General features: G+C 63.2%; 15 protein-coding genes. 3 read left to right on the forward strand and 12 right to left on the reverse strand.

The window, feature by feature from the left end:
- Positions 1–5: 5 nt before the first annotated feature.
- The 3 genes from ACZXDY_RS11030 to ACZXDY_RS11040 all read right to left on the reverse strand — a co-directional run bounded on the left by ACZXDY_RS11030 (position 6) and on the right by ACZXDY_RS11040 (position 3,085).
- Positions 6–1,649 carry a benzoate-CoA ligase family protein gene (locus tag ACZXDY_RS11030; RefSeq protein WP_464345493.1) on the reverse strand — a complete coding sequence of 548 codons (1,644 nt, stop codon included), beginning with the start codon at positions 1,647–1,649 and terminating at the stop codon, positions 6–8.
- Between the two features lie 132 nt (positions 1,650–1,781).
- Entirely contained in the window at positions 1,782–2,594 is an 813-nt protein-coding gene (locus tag ACZXDY_RS11035) for an alpha/beta hydrolase (RefSeq protein WP_464345494.1), read from the reverse strand.
- Positions 2,591–3,085, reverse strand: a complete 495-nt coding sequence (locus ACZXDY_RS11040) for a MarR family winged helix-turn-helix transcriptional regulator (RefSeq protein ID WP_028165273.1) — start codon at positions 3,083–3,085, stop codon at positions 2,591–2,593. Before ACZXDY_RS11040 ends, ACZXDY_RS11035 begins: the two co-directional genes overlap by 4 nt.
- Before the next feature lie 267 nt (positions 3,086–3,352).
- Here ACZXDY_RS11040 and ACZXDY_RS11045 point away from each other — a divergent pair, with 267 nt between their 5' ends.
- Positions 3,353–4,519 (forward strand): ABC transporter substrate-binding protein, encoded by a 1,167-nt coding sequence (locus tag ACZXDY_RS11045; RefSeq protein ID WP_464345495.1) that lies wholly within the window; start codon positions 3,353–3,355, stop codon positions 4,517–4,519.
- Positions 4,520–4,535: 16 nt separating this feature from the next.
- The gene (locus ACZXDY_RS11050; RefSeq protein WP_464345496.1) at positions 4,536–4,991 is read left to right on the forward strand and encodes a cupin domain-containing protein; all 456 of its coding nucleotides are present in this window, start codon (positions 4,536–4,538) and stop codon (positions 4,989–4,991) included.
- Between the two features lie 168 nt (positions 4,992–5,159).
- On the opposite strand, the gene ACZXDY_RS11055 is transcribed toward ACZXDY_RS11050, so the two are convergent.
- The 9 genes from ACZXDY_RS11055 to ACZXDY_RS11095 form a co-directional block, all read right to left on the reverse strand.
- Positions 5,160–6,401 (reverse strand): flavin-dependent oxidoreductase, encoded by a 1,242-nt coding sequence (locus ACZXDY_RS11055; protein ID WP_464345497.1) that lies wholly within the window; start codon positions 6,399–6,401, stop codon positions 5,160–5,162.
- Positions 6,402–6,604: 203 nt separating this feature from the next.
- Positions 6,605–7,000, reverse strand: a complete 396-nt coding sequence (locus ACZXDY_RS11060; protein WP_028165269.1) for a RidA family protein — start codon at positions 6,998–7,000, stop codon at positions 6,605–6,607.
- A 21-nt stretch (positions 7,001–7,021) separates the two neighbouring features.
- Complete coding sequence (locus ACZXDY_RS11065) at positions 7,022–7,861, reverse strand: enoyl-CoA hydratase family protein (RefSeq protein ID WP_464345498.1); 840 nt, start codon at positions 7,859–7,861, stop codon at positions 7,022–7,024.
- 23 nt (positions 7,862–7,884) lie between these two features.
- On the reverse strand, positions 7,885–8,667 hold the full coding sequence (locus tag ACZXDY_RS11070) for an SDR family NAD(P)-dependent oxidoreductase (protein ID WP_464345499.1): 783 nt from the start codon (positions 8,665–8,667) through the stop codon (positions 7,885–7,887).
- Positions 8,664–10,979 (reverse strand): bifunctional salicylyl-CoA 5-hydroxylase/oxidoreductase, encoded by a 2,316-nt coding sequence (locus ACZXDY_RS11075; RefSeq protein WP_464345500.1) that lies wholly within the window; start codon positions 10,977–10,979, stop codon positions 8,664–8,666. The genes ACZXDY_RS11070 and ACZXDY_RS11075 overlap by 4 nt, the downstream gene beginning before the upstream one ends.
- A 434-nt stretch (positions 10,980–11,413) precedes the next feature.
- Positions 11,414–12,733: a UDP-glucose dehydrogenase family protein gene (locus ACZXDY_RS11080; RefSeq protein ID WP_130227821.1), complete on the reverse strand. Its 1,320-nt coding sequence runs from the start codon at positions 12,731–12,733 to the stop codon at positions 11,414–11,416.
- A gap of 45 nt (positions 12,734–12,778) precedes the next feature.
- Positions 12,779–13,570, reverse strand: coding sequence for an FkbM family methyltransferase (locus ACZXDY_RS11085; protein ID WP_464345501.1), 792 nt, complete (start codon positions 13,568–13,570; stop codon positions 12,779–12,781).
- Positions 13,571–13,649: 79 nt separating this feature from the next.
- Positions 13,650–15,083, reverse strand: coding sequence for a mannose-1-phosphate guanylyltransferase/mannose-6-phosphate isomerase (locus ACZXDY_RS11090; RefSeq protein ID WP_464345502.1), 1,434 nt, complete (start codon positions 15,081–15,083; stop codon positions 13,650–13,652).
- A gap of 40 nt (positions 15,084–15,123) precedes the next feature.
- Entirely contained in the window at positions 15,124–15,885 is a 762-nt protein-coding gene (locus ACZXDY_RS11095) for a sugar transferase (RefSeq protein ID WP_028165262.1), read from the reverse strand.
- A gap of 560 nt (positions 15,886–16,445) precedes the next feature.
- Here ACZXDY_RS11095 and ACZXDY_RS11100 point away from each other — a divergent pair.
- Positions 16,446–16,583, forward strand: coding sequence for a hypothetical protein (locus ACZXDY_RS11100; RefSeq protein ID WP_155255278.1), 138 nt, complete (start codon positions 16,446–16,448; stop codon positions 16,581–16,583).
- Positions 16,584–16,599 lie beyond the last annotated feature (16 nt).

Raw genomic sequence — 16,599 nt, forward strand, 5'->3', positions numbered from 1 at the left:
CGAGCTCAGCTCGCTTCGCGTAACTTGAAGCGCTGGACCTTGCCGGTCTGCGTTTTCGGCAGCGCATCGACAAAGCTGATGGCGCGGGGATATTTGTACGGCGCGATCCTGGCCTTGACGTGATCCTGCAAGAGCTTGACCTGCAACTCGTCGCAGCGGCAGCCCTGCTTCAGCACGACATAGGCCGAGACGATCTGCCCGCGCTCTTCATCGACCTGCCCGACCACCGCACATTCCGCGACATCTGGATGTGTCAGCAGCGCGGCCTCGACCTCGGGACCTGCGATGTTGTAGCCAGAAGAAATGATCATGTCGTCGGCGCGGGCGACGAAGGAGAGCCTGCCATTCTCGTCGCGCACGAACGCGTCGCCGGTCAGGTTCCAGCCATCGCGCACATATTTGGTTTGGCGCGCATCCGCGAGATAGCGACACCCGGTCGGGCCGCGCACCGCGAGTTTACCGACCTTGCCGGGCGGCAACTCGTTCATGTCGTCGTCGACGATTTTTGCCTCATAGCCGGAAACCGGATGTCCGGTCGTGCCCGCCACGGCATCGCCGATCCGGTTGGTGATGAAGATGTGCAGGATCTCCGTGCTGCCGATGCCGTCGAGAATCGGCTTACCGGTCTTCCTGGTCCAGCTTTCGAACACCGGCGCCGGCAACGTCTCGCCGGCGGAAACAGCGATGCGCAGCGATGACAGATCGGCCCCGTTGTCCATCGCGGCCATCATCGCACGGTAGGCGGTCGGCGCGGTGAAGCAGATCGTGGCCTTGTAGGTCTCGATGATCTCGACCATCTGGTTCGGCGCGGCGTTTTCCAGCAGCGTCGCGGTGGCGCCGAACCGCAAAGGAAAGATCGCAAGCCCGCCGAGGCCAAACGTGAAGGCCAGCGGCGGCGAGCCGACAAAGACGTCGTTCTCGGTGACATCAAGCACTTCCTTCGCATAGCCGTCCGCGACGATCAGGAGATCGCGGTGGAAATGCATCGTCGCCTTCGGCTCGCCGGTCGTGCCCGATGTGAATCCTAATAGCGCCACGTCATCGCGGCCAGTCTTGACCGCGTCGAACCGCACCGGCTTGCTCAATGCGACGCGATCGAGCTCGGCGTCGTGATTCTGCGTGCCGTCGAAATTGACGACCTGCTTGAGGAATTTGCTGGTCTTGGCACAGGCGACAAGTTCGTCGGCGATACGGCTATCAGTTAGCGCCAGCGAGATTTCCGCCTTATCGACGATCTTCGCCAGTTCACCGGCGCGCAGCATCGGCATGGTGTTGACGACTACGGCGCCGGCCTTGGTCGCGGCGAGCCAGGCGGCGACGAAGGCCGGATTGTTGCCGGAGCGGATCAGCACGCGGTTGCCGGGCTTGACCCCGTAGTTCTCGACCAGCGCATGCGCAAGGCGGTTGGACCAGTCGGTCAATTCCTTGTAGGTGCGCTGGCGGCCGTTGCCGATCAGCGCAGTGTGGTCGCCAAAGCCTTTCTCGACCATGCGGTCGGTCAGTTCGACTGCGGCATTGAGATATTCTGGATATTGAAATTCAGGCCGGTCGAGCAGCAGGTCCGGCCATTGATGGAATGGCGGAAGATTATCGCGCGTGAACGTGTCGACATGGGCGGAAGGGCCCAGCTTCGGTGCAAGAACTGCCATATCCATCGCCCCTCGCTTTCCAGCAAGAATGCTCACGATCACACATCGAGGACGCCCGGCAGCGTATCCGGCAACAATTTTATACTTAAAACAATTTCACGCAAGAGCCGATTTTGCGCTTCGCCGGAATGTTCAGGCCTGCGCCAATTCGCGCAGCCGCGCGACCATCGCCGAGTCCGGATCGGCGAGCGGCGCGATCGCGGTGAAATGATTGGCTGCGGCGACGGCGCCGTAGCGGGTGGCAACGCCGGCCGCGCCCCATTGTTCGACGATGGCGCGGCTTTGCCGATGATATTCGGCGCTTTCGGTTTCGCCGACCACCGCATCCAGCGCTGTTCCGGCCGGCGGCCGCCAGAACAGCGGACTTGCAGCCTCGGCCGCCGCGGCATCCAGACGCAATGCCTTGTTGATCGAGGTTTCGACCAGCGGCGCGAGCTCGAACAGACCCGAGATCGAATAGGCCGATATGACCGGCCGTTTCGGCAGCGACGCATCGAACCTCGCCCAATCGGTCGCGAGCATGCAGGCGGCGAGATGCCCGCCCGCGGAATGGCCGCTCACTACCAGCGGTCGGCCGAGCCGAGCCAGTTCGCGCGAGGCATCTCGCATCTGGCCGATGATGTCGGCAATAGTGACGGCGGGACAGAGATCGTAGCTCGGCACGGCGACCGTGACCCCGTGGGCATTGAGCCCGCGCGCGCAATGGCTGAAGAAGGAGCCGTCGAGCGCCTGCCAATAGCCGCCGTGGATGAAGACGACGATCGGCCCCTCGCTGCTTTCAAACAAATCAATGGTGTGGCGATTGCCCGGGCCGTAGGCGATGCGGCGCGGCGCATGCTGCGCGCGATAGGCGGCCGCGTCCCTGGCCCAGCCTTCGATCAGCGCGGGATGTTCCGGTACCCGCGCGCGGTTGTTGTATTCGACCTCGTAGTCGACGTCGCTCATGGCGTCCGCGCTTTGGCCGATCGCTGCGCCGACGCCTTTGTCTTGGCGAGCAGCCGCATCAATTCGCTGATATCCTTGCGCGAGAGGTCGGCGAAGACATCGGCGATCCAGGTCTCGTGCTCGGCGGCCATCTTGCGGAACTCGGCGCGGCCGAGCTTTGTCAGCCGGATGAACTGCACGCGCCGATCGGTCTCCGAGGTGCGGCGATCGAGATGACCGGATTCCACCAGCCGTTCGACCAGACCGGTCACATTGCCGTTCGATACCATCATCCGCTTGGAGAGATCGGACAGCGTCATGCCATCAGGCACCTTGTCGAGCTGGGCCATCAGGTCGAAACGCGGCAACGTAACGTCGAAGCGCTCGCGAAGGCGGCTGCGCACCTCGCCCTCGATCAGGGTGGTGCAGGTCAGGAGCCGAAGCCAGAGCCGAAGCTCGGTGCCGTGATCTTCCGGCAGTTCGACCGCTTTTGTCTCGGAATCAAGCATCATGGGTAGTCACGCCTTTCGCGGCGCCAATCGCAGCCGATCGTTTTGACCTTCAAGCAATTCGCGGCATATCGCAAGCCGAATGAGCGATGCCCCATGATATCGCGGGATCTCTTTAAGCTTCAAGCAATTTGGCGCGGCGCTTGCATGCGGGCCCGCATACGATCCGCTGGCGGTCGAGACGCGGCGAGGCATTCGCTTGCGGCGTTTGCCGTCGTCAGAATAAGCTGTGGCGCGGGATTTTGATCTTTGTTGGCGCGGGGACAGACCATGAAACGGGCATTGAAGTTGGCAGGACTGGCGGCGCTGTTCGCCCTTGCTGCCGGACCTGCGCTAGCGCAGGAGAAGATCAAGATCGGCGTCATCGTGACGACGTCGGGGCCCGCCGCGGTGCTCGGCCAACAGGCGCGCGACGGCTTTGCGCTGGCGATCAAGGATCTCGGCGGCAAGATGGCGGGCCGCGAGGTCGAGGTCGTGAATGTCGACGACGAGCTCAAGCCGGATGGCGCGGTGACCAAGGTGCGCGGGCTTCTGGAGCGCGACAAGGTCGATTTCGTGGTCGGGCCGATCTTCTCCAATATCCTGCAGGCGATCCATCGCCCCGTGACCGAGAACAAGACGTTCCTGATCTCGCCCAATGCCGGGCCCTCGAGCTACGCCGGCAAGGAATGCAACCCGTTCTTCTACGTCACCTCCTATCAGAACGACCAGGTGCACGAGATCCTCGGCAAAGTTGCACAGGATCGCGGCTACAAGCGGGTCTATCTCCTGGTGCCGAACTACCAGGCCGGACGCGACTCGGTGGCCGGCTTCAAGCTCGACTACAAGGGCGAGATCGTCGACGAATCCTATACGCCACTTAACACGCTCGACTTTCAGCCCGAACTGACAAAAATCTCCTCGCTGAAGCCGGATGCGCTGTTCACCTTCATGCCGGGTGGCATGGGCGTCAATCTGGTGAAGCAGTACAAGCAGGCCGGCGCCACCGTGCCCGTGCTGTCAGCCTTCACCGTCGATGAATCGACATTGCCGGCGCAGCAGGATGCGGCGGTCGGCATGTTCGGCGGCGCCAACTGGGCGCCCAACCTCGACAATCCCCAGAACAAGAAGTTCGTCGCTGCCTATGAGGCCACCTACAAGAGCGTCCCCGGCACCTATGCCATGCAAGCCTATGATGCGGCGCTCTTGATCGACAGCGCGGTGAAAGCGGTGAACGGCAACCTCTCCAACAAGGAGGCGGTCGCGGCGGCGCTGAAGAAGGCTGATTTCGTCTCGCTTCGCGGCAGCTTCAAATTCAACACCAACGGCTATCCGATCCAGGACTTCTACCTGACCCAGGTCGCTAAACGTCCTGATGGAAAGTTCCAGACCGAAATCGTACAGAAGGTGTTCGAGAATTACGGCGACCGTTACGCCAAGGATTGCTCAGGCAAGTAAGCGAGGGAGTGGAACAATGAACGACGAGATCGCGGGCATCACGCGCGCCAACGAGGGCATGCAGGGCATCACCTGGAACATCCTCGGCCAGACCTATGTGCCGAAGAACCGCACCGAGCATTCGTTCTCCTGGCATGCGACGTTTCCGCCCGGCACCTTCGTGCCGCCGCATATCCATCCCGACCAGGACGAGTATCTTTACATCCTCGAAGGCAAGCTCGACTTCATGCTCGACGGCGCCGATGAATCGGCGACGCCAGGCGATCTCGTGCGCCTGCCGATGGGCAAGCCGCACGGCATCTTCAACAAGTCACAGCAGGCGGCGAAGACGCTGTTCTGGGTGTCGCCCACGCGCCGGCTCTACGATTTGTTCTGGGCGATCCACAACATGCGGGAGCAGAACCCGGATGACGTGGTCCGGCTCGCGGCCGAGTACAACATCCACTTCCTGCCGCCGCCGGCGGCTGCTTAAGTTCGTAGCTCGGGATGGGGCGCCACTTTCCACCTCTCCCGAAGGGAGAGGTCGGCGCGAAGCGCCGGGTGAGGGGTTTCGCTCCATCATGGACACCGCCCCCCTCGCCCGGATCGCATCTGACGATGCGATCCGACCTCTCCCCGCTGGGGAGAGGTAGGCACCGAGCTACTGCCGCGCCACCACGCGGGCGGCGAAGCCGGCCTTGGCGGCATAACCGCGCACGATGGCTTCCCGCGCCTCGTAGCTGAGGATGGTGTCGATATCCGTAAACCCCTGCGGGGCGATCTGCTCGACCGCATCGATCACGCCCTCCGGCCCGCCGCGGCGGTTGGAGGCGACGATGTCGGCGGTCATCGGCAGGCGCTGGCGTTCATAGGCGACCAGCGCCTGGCGCGGATGTTCGGAGCGCGCCAGCGCGTCCGCGAGGCACCGCGCATCGAGGATGGCCTGTGAGGCGCCGTTGGAGCCGACCGGATACATCGGATGCGCGGCATCGCCGAGCAAGGTGACGCGCCCGCTCGTCCAATAGGGCAAGGGATCGCGGTCGCAGCACGGATACTCCCAGAATTCCGGCGTGGCGCCGACCAGCGCCGCAAAGTCCACCTGCGGGATCGAGAAGCCTGTGACATGCGGCATCAGCTCTTCCCGCCTGCCGAGATTCGACCAGCCCTCGCGGCGCGGCGGCGGTGACGCGCCATCGCCGATCCGCACCATCACCGCCCAATTGGTGAGACGGCTGGCCGGGCTCGAGCCTTCCGCGATCGGATAGATCACGGCCTTGGCGTTCAGGCCCCCGGCGATGATCATCGAGCGGCCGGTCAGGAACGCGGGCCAGTCGGCGGCACCGCGCCACAGCATCAGGCCGTTCCAGCACGGCGGGCCTTCGTTCGGAAACAGCGTCTCGCGCACTTTCGAGTGGATGCCGTCGGCGCCGATCAGGATATCAGCGCGAGCGGTGTGCATATGTGCCCCCGCACGATCGAAGAAATAGGCCGTGACGCCGCCTTCATCCTGCGTGAACGCGCCGAGCCGGCAGCCGGTGTGGATCGCCTCGCCGCCAAGCCGCTCGACCACAGCCTGATGGATGACGCCCTGCAGACGGCCGCGATGGACGGAGAATTGCGGCACGTCGTGGCCGGCGTCCAGTCCGCGCTTCTCGTGCCAGACCTGCTGGCCATGGCGCGTCAGGTAGAACAGTTCATGGGTCCGGATCGCGACCTTGTCGAGCGCGTCAAGCAGGCCAAGCCCGGCGAGTTCGCGGATTGCATGCGGCAAGGTGTTGATGCCGACCCCGAGCTCGCGGATCGTCTCCGCCTGCTCGAACAATTCGCAAGCGATGCCGCGAGCCCGCAGCATCAGCGCCGTCGTGAGCCCGCCAATCCCGCCGCCAACGATAATCGCCTTCATCGCCCTACTCCACTCGCGGCGTCATGCCCGGCCTTGTGACGGGCATCCACGCCGTCCGCGCTGAACCAAGGACGTGGATGGCCGGGACGAGCCCGGCCATGACGAAAGCATTCGCTCGACGCACCAGCGTCGCATGGCCCAAGCCCGCGTCGCAAGCGGGTTTGTTGGAGGTGGAGCGTGCTTAGGTTAACGCTCTCACCACCTCAATCCGGAACCACCGCGATCGCCTGGATCTCGACCTTGGCGCGATCCTCGATCAGGCCGGAGACCTGGACCGCCGTCATCGCCGGGAAGCGGCGGCCCATGATGTCGCGGTAGACGGCGCCGATCTCTTTCAGCCGCGCGGAATATTCGCGGCGGTCGAGCAGGAACCAGGTCATCGACACGATATGCTCCGGCTTTGCGCCGCCGCTGGCGGCGACCGCGACGACGTTGCGCAGGGTCTGCCCGATCTGCTCCACGAGGTCGTCAGTCTCGAACACGCATTGCGCGTTCCAGCCGATCTGGCCGGCGACAAGGATCATCTTGCCGCGCGCGGCAACGCCATTGGCATAGCCGACCGGCTGGGCCCAGCCTTCGGGCTGCAGGAGTTCGATCATGTGCTTATTCCCGTCAAAGGCTCAATTCCCCTCGAAGACCGGTTTCTTCTTGGCGGCGAACGCCTCGAAGGCGCGGCGGAAATCACCGGTCGCCATGCAGATCGCCTGCGCCTGCGCTTCCGACTCCACCATCTCGTCGATGCCCATCGCCCATTCCTGGCTGAACATCGTCTTGGTCATGCCATGCGCGAACCACGGACCATCGGCGAGCGAACGGGCGAGTTCATAGGCCGCGGTCGGCAGTTCCGCCGCCGGCACCAGGCGATTGTGAAAGCCCCAGGCAAATCCCTCCTCCGCGCTCATGGCCCGACCGGTATAGAGCAGCTCAGCCGCGCGGCCCTGCCCGATCACCCGCGGCAACAATCCGCACGCGCCCATGTCGGCGCCGGCGAGGCCCACGCGCGTGAACAGGAAGGCGGTCTTGGCCTGCGGCGTCGCCAGCCGCAGATCGGAGGCGAGCGCCAGCATCGCGCCGGCGCCGGCGCAGATGCCGTCGATTGCGGCGACGATCTGCTGCGGGCATTTGCGCATCGCCTTCACGACGTCGCCGGTCATGCGCGTGAACGCGACCAGGTCGGGCATCGCCATCCGCGTCAACGGCTCGATGATCTCGAACACGTCGCCGCCGGAGCAGAAATTGCCGCCGTCCCCGGTCAGCACGATGGCGCGGACATCTGAGGCGTAGGCGAGATCGCGGAAGAGATCGCGCAGTTCCTCGTAGGACTGGAACGTCAGCGGATTCTTCTTGTCCGGCCGATTCAGCGTGATCGTGGCGACGCGGGCATCATCATCGGTTGCCCATTTGAAATGGCGCGCCTGATAGTCCTTGAACGGCCGGAGCTTTGCTTTCATCTCAGACATGATTTTTTCCTTGGGCGTTTCTTTTATCCCGTGAAGACCTCGCCGCCTGCGACGGCAATGGCCTGTCCATTGATGGACGATGAGCTAGAGGAAGCGAGCCAAAGAATGGTGTCCGCGACTTCCTCAGGCGTGACCAGCCGCTGCATCGGATTGACTTTCGCCAGGGCTGCGCGTGCTTCGGCTTCGCTGCGGCCGGTCTTGGCGACGATGTTGGCGGCCGCATCCGCCACTAACGGAGTATCCGTATAGCCCGGACAGATCGCATTCACGGTGACGCCGCGGCGCGCATATTCGAGCGCAAGCGCGCGCGTCAGCCCGACCACGCCGTGCTTGGCGGCGACATAGGCCGAGACGTAAGCGTAGCCGGTCAGGCCCGCCGTGGACGATACGTTGACGACGCGCCCGCGGCCACGTTGCGCCATGCCGGGCAGCACGGCATGAGTCACCAGGAACACGCTGGAGAGATTGCTCGCCAGCATGTCCGACCATAGAGCCGCATCCGTCTTCTCGAACGGCGCGCTCAATGCCTTGCCTGCATTGTTGACGAGAATGTCGATCGGGCCGACCTCGGCCTCGATCCGCTTGATGCCCTCGGCGACCGCGACTTCATCGGTCACATCGACAGGCAGAACCGCGCCGGCACGCGCCCCAATGGACGCCGCAGTCTCGGCAAGCGCATCCGGCCTCCTGCCTGCAACGCTCACGCGTACGCCGGCTTCGGCCAGCGCTCGTGCCGTGGCCGCGCCGATGCCGGAGCCGCCACCGGTGATGAGCGCATGCGCGTCGGGCCAGAAATTCCGGGTCATGCTTTCGCTCCCGCTGCCGCGCGCTCCAGATTGGCCTCATATTGCGGCTTGCCGGAGAGATACTGCTTCGGCCAGGCAATCGACTTCACCCCGATCTTGGCGGCCTCGTGCAGCGTCCAGGCCGCATCCGCAAGATGCGGGCGCGCGATAGCGCAGAGATCGGCGCGGCCGGCGGCGATGATGGAATTGGCGTGATCGGCCTCGGAAATCGCGCCGACCGCAATGGTCGCAATGCCGACCTCGTTGCGGATCTTGTCGGCAAACGGCGTCTGATAGAGCCGGCCATAGACCGGATGGTCGTCAGCCCAGACCTGGCCCGAGGAGCAATCGATCAGGTCGGCGCCGGCTTGCTTGAACAGCCTTGCGAACTGAAGCGCATCATCCGGCGTGTTGCCGCCCTCGGCCCAGTCATGGCATGACAGGCGCACCGAGATCGGCTTGTCCTGCGGCCACACGTCACGTATCGCCCGAAATACCTCCAGCGGATAGCGCGCGCGGTTCTCGATGTCGCCGCCATATTCGTCCGTCCGGCGGTTGGTGAGCGGCGAGAGGAAGCTCGACAGCAGGTAACCGTGGGCGCAATGCAGTTCGAGGATGTCGAAGCCGGCCCGCACCGCACGCCGCGCCGCGGCGACGAACTGCTCGCGCACCTCAACCAGTTCGGCGCGCGTCATCGGCTCCGGCGTCTGACCATCGGGCAGATAGGGAACAGCGGAGGCTGACACCAGCGGCCAGTTTCCTTCGGCAAGCGGCTCGTCCATTCCCTCCCAGGCCACGCGGGTCGAACCCTTGCGTCCGGAGTGGCCAAGCTGAATGCCGATCCTGGCCGCGCTATTGGCGTGGACGAAATCGACGATGCGCTTGTAGGCCTTCGCCTGCTCGTCGTTCCACAATCCGCAGCAGCCCGGCGTGATCCGCGCCTCCGGCGACACGCAGGTCATCTCGGTGAAGATCAGCCCGGCGCCGCCGAGCGCGCGGGCGCCGAAATGCACCAGATGGAAATCGTTCGGCACGCCCTCTTCTGCCGAATACATTGCCATCGGCGAGCAGATGATGCGGTTGGGCAATGATAAGCCGCGGATACGGAACGGCGTCAACATCGGCGGCGCCACGCGATCATTAGAATCCGGCAGCCCGGCGCGTTCAGCGAACCAGCGCTCATAGCCTTCGAGCCATGTCTTGTCGCGAAGCCGCAAATTCTCGTGGCTGATGCGCTGCGAACGCGTCAGCAGCGAATACATGAACTGCTCTGGCTCCAGCGTATCGGCATAGCGCGCGCCGACCACCTCGAACCACTCCATCGCATTGCGCGCGGCATTCTGGATCCGCGCGACATCGACGCGGCGAAGTTCCTCGTAGGCCGCGAGTACCGCGGGAATCTTGTCCGGCGTCGCGCCGAGCTGCTTGAACTGGTTGGTCAGTTCGATCGCATCCTCGAGCGCAAGCTTGGTCCCCGATCCGACCGCAAAGTGCGCGGTATGCGCGGCATCGCCCATCACCACGACATGGCTGTTGCCGTTGAACGCGGTCCACTTGCCGCAGATCAATCGCGGGAAGGAAAGCCAGGCCGAGCCACGCAGATGCCGCGAATTGGAGACCAGCGAATGGCCATCGAGAATTTCGGCGAAGATCTTCTCACAGAACGCGATGGAGTCGTCCTGATCGAGCTTGTCGAGACCATGCGCAAGGAATGCCTCCTCCGTGGTCTCAACGATGAAAGTCGCCGCACCCTCCTCGAACTTGTAGATATGCGCCTGGAACCAGCCATGCTCGGTCTTGCGGAAGTCGAAGGTGAAGGCATCAAAGCGCTTGTTGGTTCCGAGCCAGATATAGCGGTTCGGCCGCATCAGGATGTCGGGCTGGAAGCTATCGGCATAGCGCGTGCGGATCTTCGAGTTCACGCCGTCGGCGGCAACGATCAGATCGGCATCCGGAAATTCGAGGTCGGACTCGACCTCGCGCTCAAAGACCAGTTCAACGCCGAGTTCCTCGGCGCGCGCCTGCAATATGTTGAGCAGGCGCTTGCGGCCGATGCCGACAAAGCCGTGGCCGGTGGTGCGCATCCGGCGGCCCTTGATCAGGACCTCGATATCGTCCCAGTGGTTGAAAGCCTGCTCGATCGCATCCGCCGTGACCGGATCCCATTTGCGCATGTTGTCCATGGTCGCATCCGAAAACACGACGCCGAAACCGAAAGTGTCGTAGGGGCGGTTGCGCTCGACCACCGAAATCCGGTGCGCCGGATCGAGCATCTTCATCAGGATGCCGAAATAGAGCCCGGCCGGCCCGCCCCCGATGCAGACGATGCGCATGGCTGTCTCCTCACCTTCGGCCGTCGGAGGATCTGAGCGTTCCCAGGAGCCGAAGTCAGGAGATATTTTATGCTTAAAATAGTTTTGTCAAGCGAGAGTGAGACACCACCAGCCCGGCAAACGGGTGATCGTGCCGTTCTTTTTGCCCGGGAACGGCGATTTTGGCGCGACTTGGGGCTGGAGATGAAGACGGAGGAGTGACTTGGGAGTCAGGGCCGCAGCCGAAAGCAAAACGCCGGCCTCCACGGATTGGAGGTCGGCGCTGAATCTTCACCTCTCCCGCTTGCGGGAGAGGTCGGCGCGTAGCGCCGGGTGAGGGCTCTCTCCACTCGGAGAGCCCCAATGCGGAGGCACCCCCACCCCGCCCTCCCCCGCAAGCCGGAGAGGGAGCGCAGCTTCGCTGGGGCGACCTTTCAATCTGATCGGCGATTGCGCTAATACGCCAGCGGCTTCGGCCGGCCAACGCCGCAGTAATGAAAACCGTTCCGCGTCACATCCTCGGGCGAATAGATGTTGCGGAGATCGACGATCACGGGTGTTGCCATGATCGTTGCCATCTTCTTCAGGTCGAGCGCGCGGAACTGCTCCCATTCCGTCACGATCACGATCGCATGGCTTCCTCGCGCGCAATCATAAGCGTCGCGGCAGAAGGTGACGTTCTCGAACACCTTCTTGGCCTGCTCCATCCCGACCGGATCGAAGGCACGGATCGTCGCGCCCATATCCTGCAGGGCCGTGATCAACGGGATCGACGGCGCATCGCGCATGTCGTCAGTGTTCGGCTTGAACGTGACGCCGAGCACGGCGATGGTCTTGCCGCGGATGTTGCCGCCGAAGGCATTCGCCACCTTGCGCGCCATGGCGCGCTTGCGCTGGTCGTTCACCGACACCACCGTCTCGACGATCCGCAGCGGGGCCTCGTGGTCCTGGCCGGTCTTGATCAGCGCCAGCGTATCCTTGGGAAAGCAGGAGCCGCCGAAGCCCGGACCGGCATGCAGGAATTTCGAGCCGATGCGGTTGTCGAGCCCGATGCCGCGGGCGACCTCCTGGACATTGGCGCCGACCTTCTCGGCAAGATCGGCGATCTCGTTGATGAAGGTGATCTTGGTCGCAAGGAACGAGTTGGCGGCATATTTCGTCAGCTCCGCGGTGCGGCGGCTGGTGTAGAGGATCGGCGAGGTGTTGAGATGCAGCGGACGGTAGACTTCCGCCATCACCTCCCTCGCAAAGGCATCCTCCGTGCCGATGACGATGCGGTCGGGGTGCTTAAAGTCCTGGATCGCGGCCCCTTCGCGCAGGAATTCGGGATTGGAGACGACGGCAAATTTTGCGTCCTTTTTCTCCTCGCGGATGATGCGCTCGACCTCGTCTCCGGTGCCGACCGGGACGGTCGACTTCGTCACCACGACTGCCGACTCCGGCAAGGCCGCGGCGATTTCGCGCGTCGCGGCGTAGACATGGGAAAGATCGGCGTGGCCGTCGCCGCGGCGGGACGGAGTGCCGACCGCGATGAAGATGACTTCGGAACGGCTGACCGCCCCCTTCAAGTCGGTCACGAAGGCGAGGCGGCCCTGCGCGATGTTTCTCGCCACCAGCTCCGAAAGCCCGGGCTCGTGGATCGGGATCTCGCCCTTGTTCAGCGCTGCGATCTTCTTTTCATCCTTGTCGACGCAAACGACGTAGTGCCCGAAGTCGGCGAAACACGCCCCCGACACCAGTCCGACATAACCGGCGCCGACCATCGTGATATGCATGACTTATCCTGTCTGACCAAATGATCGCAGCGGCCGCACCGGTCATCATTTGACCAGCATCGACTCGCCATCGAGATGCTGCGGGAAGAAGAAGAAATTGTTGATGTAGAACCGCCCTTCCTTGCGGCCACCATCCGCCTCGAGCGCCGCCGCATCCTGCAGCTCCTCGACATCGAACTTTTCGACGTCGACCACATCGCCTTCCTTCAGGAAGAAACCACGGTAGAACCGTTGCCGGAAGAAATCGAACACCGATTCCGTCGCGGCCGGCCGATGACGATCCTCCGCTTCCACCAGGAACACCGGCTGGCAGCGCTCCAGGAGCTCGACGGCACCGTTGAGGACGTTGAGCTCATGCCCTTCCACGTCGATCTTCACGAAGGCGACCTCTTGATGCATCACCGAATCCAGTCGCGCCATCGGCACCTGGGCGGCGACGATCGGATCGGCCGACGCCATCACACGCCGCTCAAGCGAGGCAAGGCCGTGGACCAGACCCGTGTCGCCGCGCGGAATGAAGAGTTCGGCGTCACCTTCGTGGTCCGACAGCGCGATCTCGTGCACGCTGACGTTTGAAGCAGATGTCCGCCGCAGCAGGCGCGCCATGTCGTGCGAGGGTTCGAAGGCGTGGACCTCGCGGGAAAGCCGCGCCAGCTTTCGCGTGTAGAGCCCGCAATTGGCGCCGATGTCGACCGTGACCGCATCGTCCGGGATAATCTTGTCGAGATAGGAAAGTTCCCGCTCCGCCGATTTCGGGCGATGCATGAAGTGCCACTGCAGCCAGATCGATGGGAATGCATCCTTCAAGAGATCCTTGGCCTGCTGCTTGGCACCCATGTCCATTCCCTCCGTTATATGTTGATGCGGATAGGATACTCCGAGACGCCGCCCGCCGGATTGGCTTGCGGCCGCCACGTCACACCCGGTGGTAGATATCCTGCACCCGGACGATGTCGTCCTCCCCAAGATACGTGCCCGACTGCACCTCGATCAGGTTGAGCGGAACCTTGCCCGGATTTTCCAGGCGATGCATGCAGCCGAGCGGAACGAAGATCGATTCGTTCTCGCGGAGCAGCACCTCCTCGTCGTCCCGCGTGACGATCGCGGTGCCGTTCACCACCACCCAATGCTCGGCGCGGTGAAAATGTTTCTGCAGCGATAGCTTGGCGCCCGGGTTGACAGTGATGCGCTTGACCTGGAAGCGGTCGCCGGCATGGATCGACGTGTAGTAACCCCACGGACGGTGCACGCTGTGGGTCTGCGTCGCGGCGCGATGGCCGTTGGCCTTCAACCGCTCCACCAGCTTGCCGACATCCTGGGCGCGCTCGCGTTTGGTCACCAGCACCACGTCGGGCGAAGCGGTGATGACGAGATCCTCGACGCCGAGGGCGGCAACCAGCGGGCCGTCTCCCCGCACGTAGCAGCCGGAGCTGTCCTCGGCCACCGCATCGCCGATCACGACATTGCCGGATGCGTCCTTCTCGCCCATGGTCCACAGTGCCGACCAGCTTCCGACGTCGCTCCAGTCAAAACTGGCGGGCACCACCATGGCCTTGTCGGTCTTTTCCATCACCGCGTAGTCGACCGAGATGGACGGGCAGGACTCGAATGCCTTCTCTTCCAATCGCAGGAAATCGAGATCGCGCGTCGCGCCGGCCAGCGCCGCGCGGCAGGCATCCAGAATCGCGGGCTCGTGCCGCGCCAGTTCATCGATGAAGGCGCGTGCGGGCAGCAGGAAGATTCCGCTGTTCCACAGATGATCATTGCCGGCCAGCAAGCGCTCCGCGGTCACGGCGTCGGGCTTCTCGACGAAGCCCGCGACTTTGCGGATGTCGGGAAGATCGGCGATCCCGCCGCCCATGCGGATGTAGCCATATCCGGTCGCAGGCCCGGTCGGCTTGAGGCCGAACAGAACAAACTGTCCACGGCGCGCCGCCGGTAGCCCGCTCGCGATCGCGGCGCGGAACGCCGCGTGATCGCGCACCCAGTGGTCGACCGGCGTCACCAGGATCACCGCGCCGGGATCAACCTCGCTGGCGAGAAGCGCCGCGATCGCGACCGCCGGCGCCGTATTTCGTCCGAACGGCTCCAGCACCATGGTCGGATTGGCGATGCCGGCCGCGCGCAGTTGCTCGCCAATGGCAAAGCGATGCTCGGCATTGGCGATCACCATCGGATCGGCAAACAGCGACGGCTCCGTCACACGGTTCGCCGTCTGCTGCAGCAAGGTCTTCTCGCCGAGCAGCGCGAGCAGTTGCTTCGGCTGGTTCTCGCGCGACAGCGGCCAGAGCCGCGAGCCGGTTCCGCCCGACAAAAGAACTGGGACTATGCGGCCGCGTGGCTGCAGCATTCTGTCGCTCCCCTTGTTGTGATGCTTGGATGTCGGCGGGCTAGAAGCCGCTGCCGGACAGGAATTCGCGGCGGACGGTGCGCACGATGATCATGACGTCCATGCGCAAGGACCAGCGCTCGATGTAGTCGAGGTCGTAATCGATCCGCGAGATCGCGCGGCCGGCCTCAACCGTGCTTCCGCGGCAGCCGCTCACCTGCGCAAGGCCGGTGATCCCGGGCCGAGCGCTGTGGCGCTGGAAGTAATACGGCACGAGGTCCTCATAAGGCAGCTCGGCGGCCAGCATGCCCGGGACATGCGGGCGCGGGCCGACCAGCGACATGTCGCCCTTGATGACATTGATCAATTGCGGGATTTCATCGAGGCTCGTCTTGCGCAGGATCCTGCCGATCGGGGTGACTCGGGAATCGCCCTGCACGGTCTGCTTGACGCCGCGCACGTCGCCGGCGTCGGTCCGCATCGAGCGGAACTTGTAGATCTTGAAGCGCCGGTTTCGATAGCCGTACCGGTATTGGTGAAACAACACCGGTCCTCGCGACGTCAGCTTGATGCCGATGGCGATCGCGATCAAGAGCGGCGCGAAGAACAACAGCGCTGCGCTTGCAACTACGATATCGAAGATGCGCTTTGAGATGGAAGAACCCGGCTCAGTCCGCACCGCGCCGCGCGGGCGCTTTGCTCGATAGGGGCTATATGAATTGCTGCCGGCATATTCGACCGGCCGCATCGAGATGGTGCTCCGCTTGTTGCGGAGCGACCTGATACTGTCCTGGTCGAAGTTGGCTGTGACGATGGCGGCCATTTGCTCTCGCTCTCTCTGTTGAACCCAAAGAGGTCACAAGCGCGACGACGCAGACCGTCACTGCCCGTCTCGCGGGCACCTTCGCAATTGCGAATTTTCCTGCGTAGCAGAGACGCGTCTCGATCGCGCGGCGGTATAACTCTACGAACTCTTTGAGCGAAATGGGGCAGCAAAACGAAAATGTTGCGCGCGGTTTTGCATCGCGGCATCGTGAGCTTTGTGCGATGCAAAGAATCCGTTTTGTTCGGAAGCGCTTAGGTTGAAGTGCACGCGAAATGCGCTGCGTGTGTTTCGATGCAGCCATGCATTAACGCAAACCTGGAACCACGCGCGAATCGGATTCGATTCAGAAATGGCTACCCAACGGCTATATCAAGCACTTAATCTGTGCGATCATTTTTGAAGGATTTCTTTCACTGCATACTAAAGCGCCACTCGTACTCTCCCCGACGCGATCATTTCAATTGATGGTCTTCTCGATGATTGCGGGACGTCAACACGCGAAAACGGCCTTAACGAAGAAGCCGCTTGTCTCGGAAAGATTTTCCAGGGAGGCGCCAATGATCGCGGCGCGTTTGGATCGCCCTGAACCAAAACGACTCGATCCTGCGGGGCGTAAATTGAGGAACCGCATCATCCTGACGAACATGCTTGCCTGGATCGTGATCATTCTGCTCATCCGAATGATCTTCTTCTAGACTTTATACAGGCAAG

The organism is Bradyrhizobium sp. LeoB3 (genome assembly GCF_055456055.1).

Bases quoted from the DNA above. Each gene is read 5' to 3' on its own strand.
- ACZXDY_RS11060 (WP_028165269.1), bottom strand. From the start codon at position 7,000: ATGATCGAACTCCTGCAGCCCGAAGGCTGGGCCCAGCCGGTCGGCTAT.
- ACZXDY_RS11075 (WP_464345500.1), bottom strand. From the start codon at position 10,979: ATGCGCATCGTCTGCATCGGGGGCGGGCCGGCCGGGCTCTATTTCGGC.
- ACZXDY_RS11095 (WP_028165262.1), bottom strand. From the start codon at position 15,885: ATGGCCGCCATCGTCACAGCCAACTTCGACCAGGACAGTATCAGGTCG.
- ACZXDY_RS11040 (WP_028165273.1), bottom strand. From the start codon at position 3,085: ATGATGCTTGATTCCGAGACAAAAGCGGTCGAACTGCCGGAAGATCAC.
- ACZXDY_RS11090 (WP_464345502.1), bottom strand. From the start codon at position 15,083: ATGCTGCAGCCACGCGGCCGCATAGTCCCAGTTCTTTTGTCGGGCGGA.
- ACZXDY_RS11050 (WP_464345496.1), top strand. From the start codon at position 4,536: ATGAACGACGAGATCGCGGGCATCACGCGCGCCAACGAGGGCATGCAG.
- ACZXDY_RS11035 (WP_464345494.1), bottom strand. From the start codon at position 2,594: ATGAGCGACGTCGACTACGAGGTCGAATACAACAACCGCGCGCGGGTA.
- ACZXDY_RS11065 (WP_464345498.1), bottom strand. From the start codon at position 7,861: ATGTCTGAGATGAAAGCAAAGCTCCGGCCGTTCAAGGACTATCAGGCG.
- ACZXDY_RS11030 (WP_464345493.1), bottom strand. From the start codon at position 1,649: ATGGCAGTTCTTGCACCGAAGCTGGGCCCTTCCGCCCATGTCGACACG.
- ACZXDY_RS11080 (WP_130227821.1), bottom strand. From the start codon at position 12,733: ATGCATATCACGATGGTCGGCGCCGGTTATGTCGGACTGGTGTCGGGG.
- ACZXDY_RS11055 (WP_464345497.1), bottom strand. From the start codon at position 6,401: ATGAAGGCGATTATCGTTGGCGGCGGGATTGGCGGGCTCACGACGGCG.
- ACZXDY_RS11100 (WP_155255278.1), top strand. From the start codon at position 16,446: ATGATCGCGGCGCGTTTGGATCGCCCTGAACCAAAACGACTCGATCCT.
- ACZXDY_RS11045 (WP_464345495.1), top strand. From the start codon at position 3,353: ATGAAACGGGCATTGAAGTTGGCAGGACTGGCGGCGCTGTTCGCCCTT.
- ACZXDY_RS11085 (WP_464345501.1), bottom strand. From the start codon at position 13,570: ATGGGTGCCAAGCAGCAGGCCAAGGATCTCTTGAAGGATGCATTCCCA.
- ACZXDY_RS11070 (WP_464345499.1), bottom strand. From the start codon at position 8,667: ATGACCCGGAATTTCTGGCCCGACGCGCATGCGCTCATCACCGGTGGC.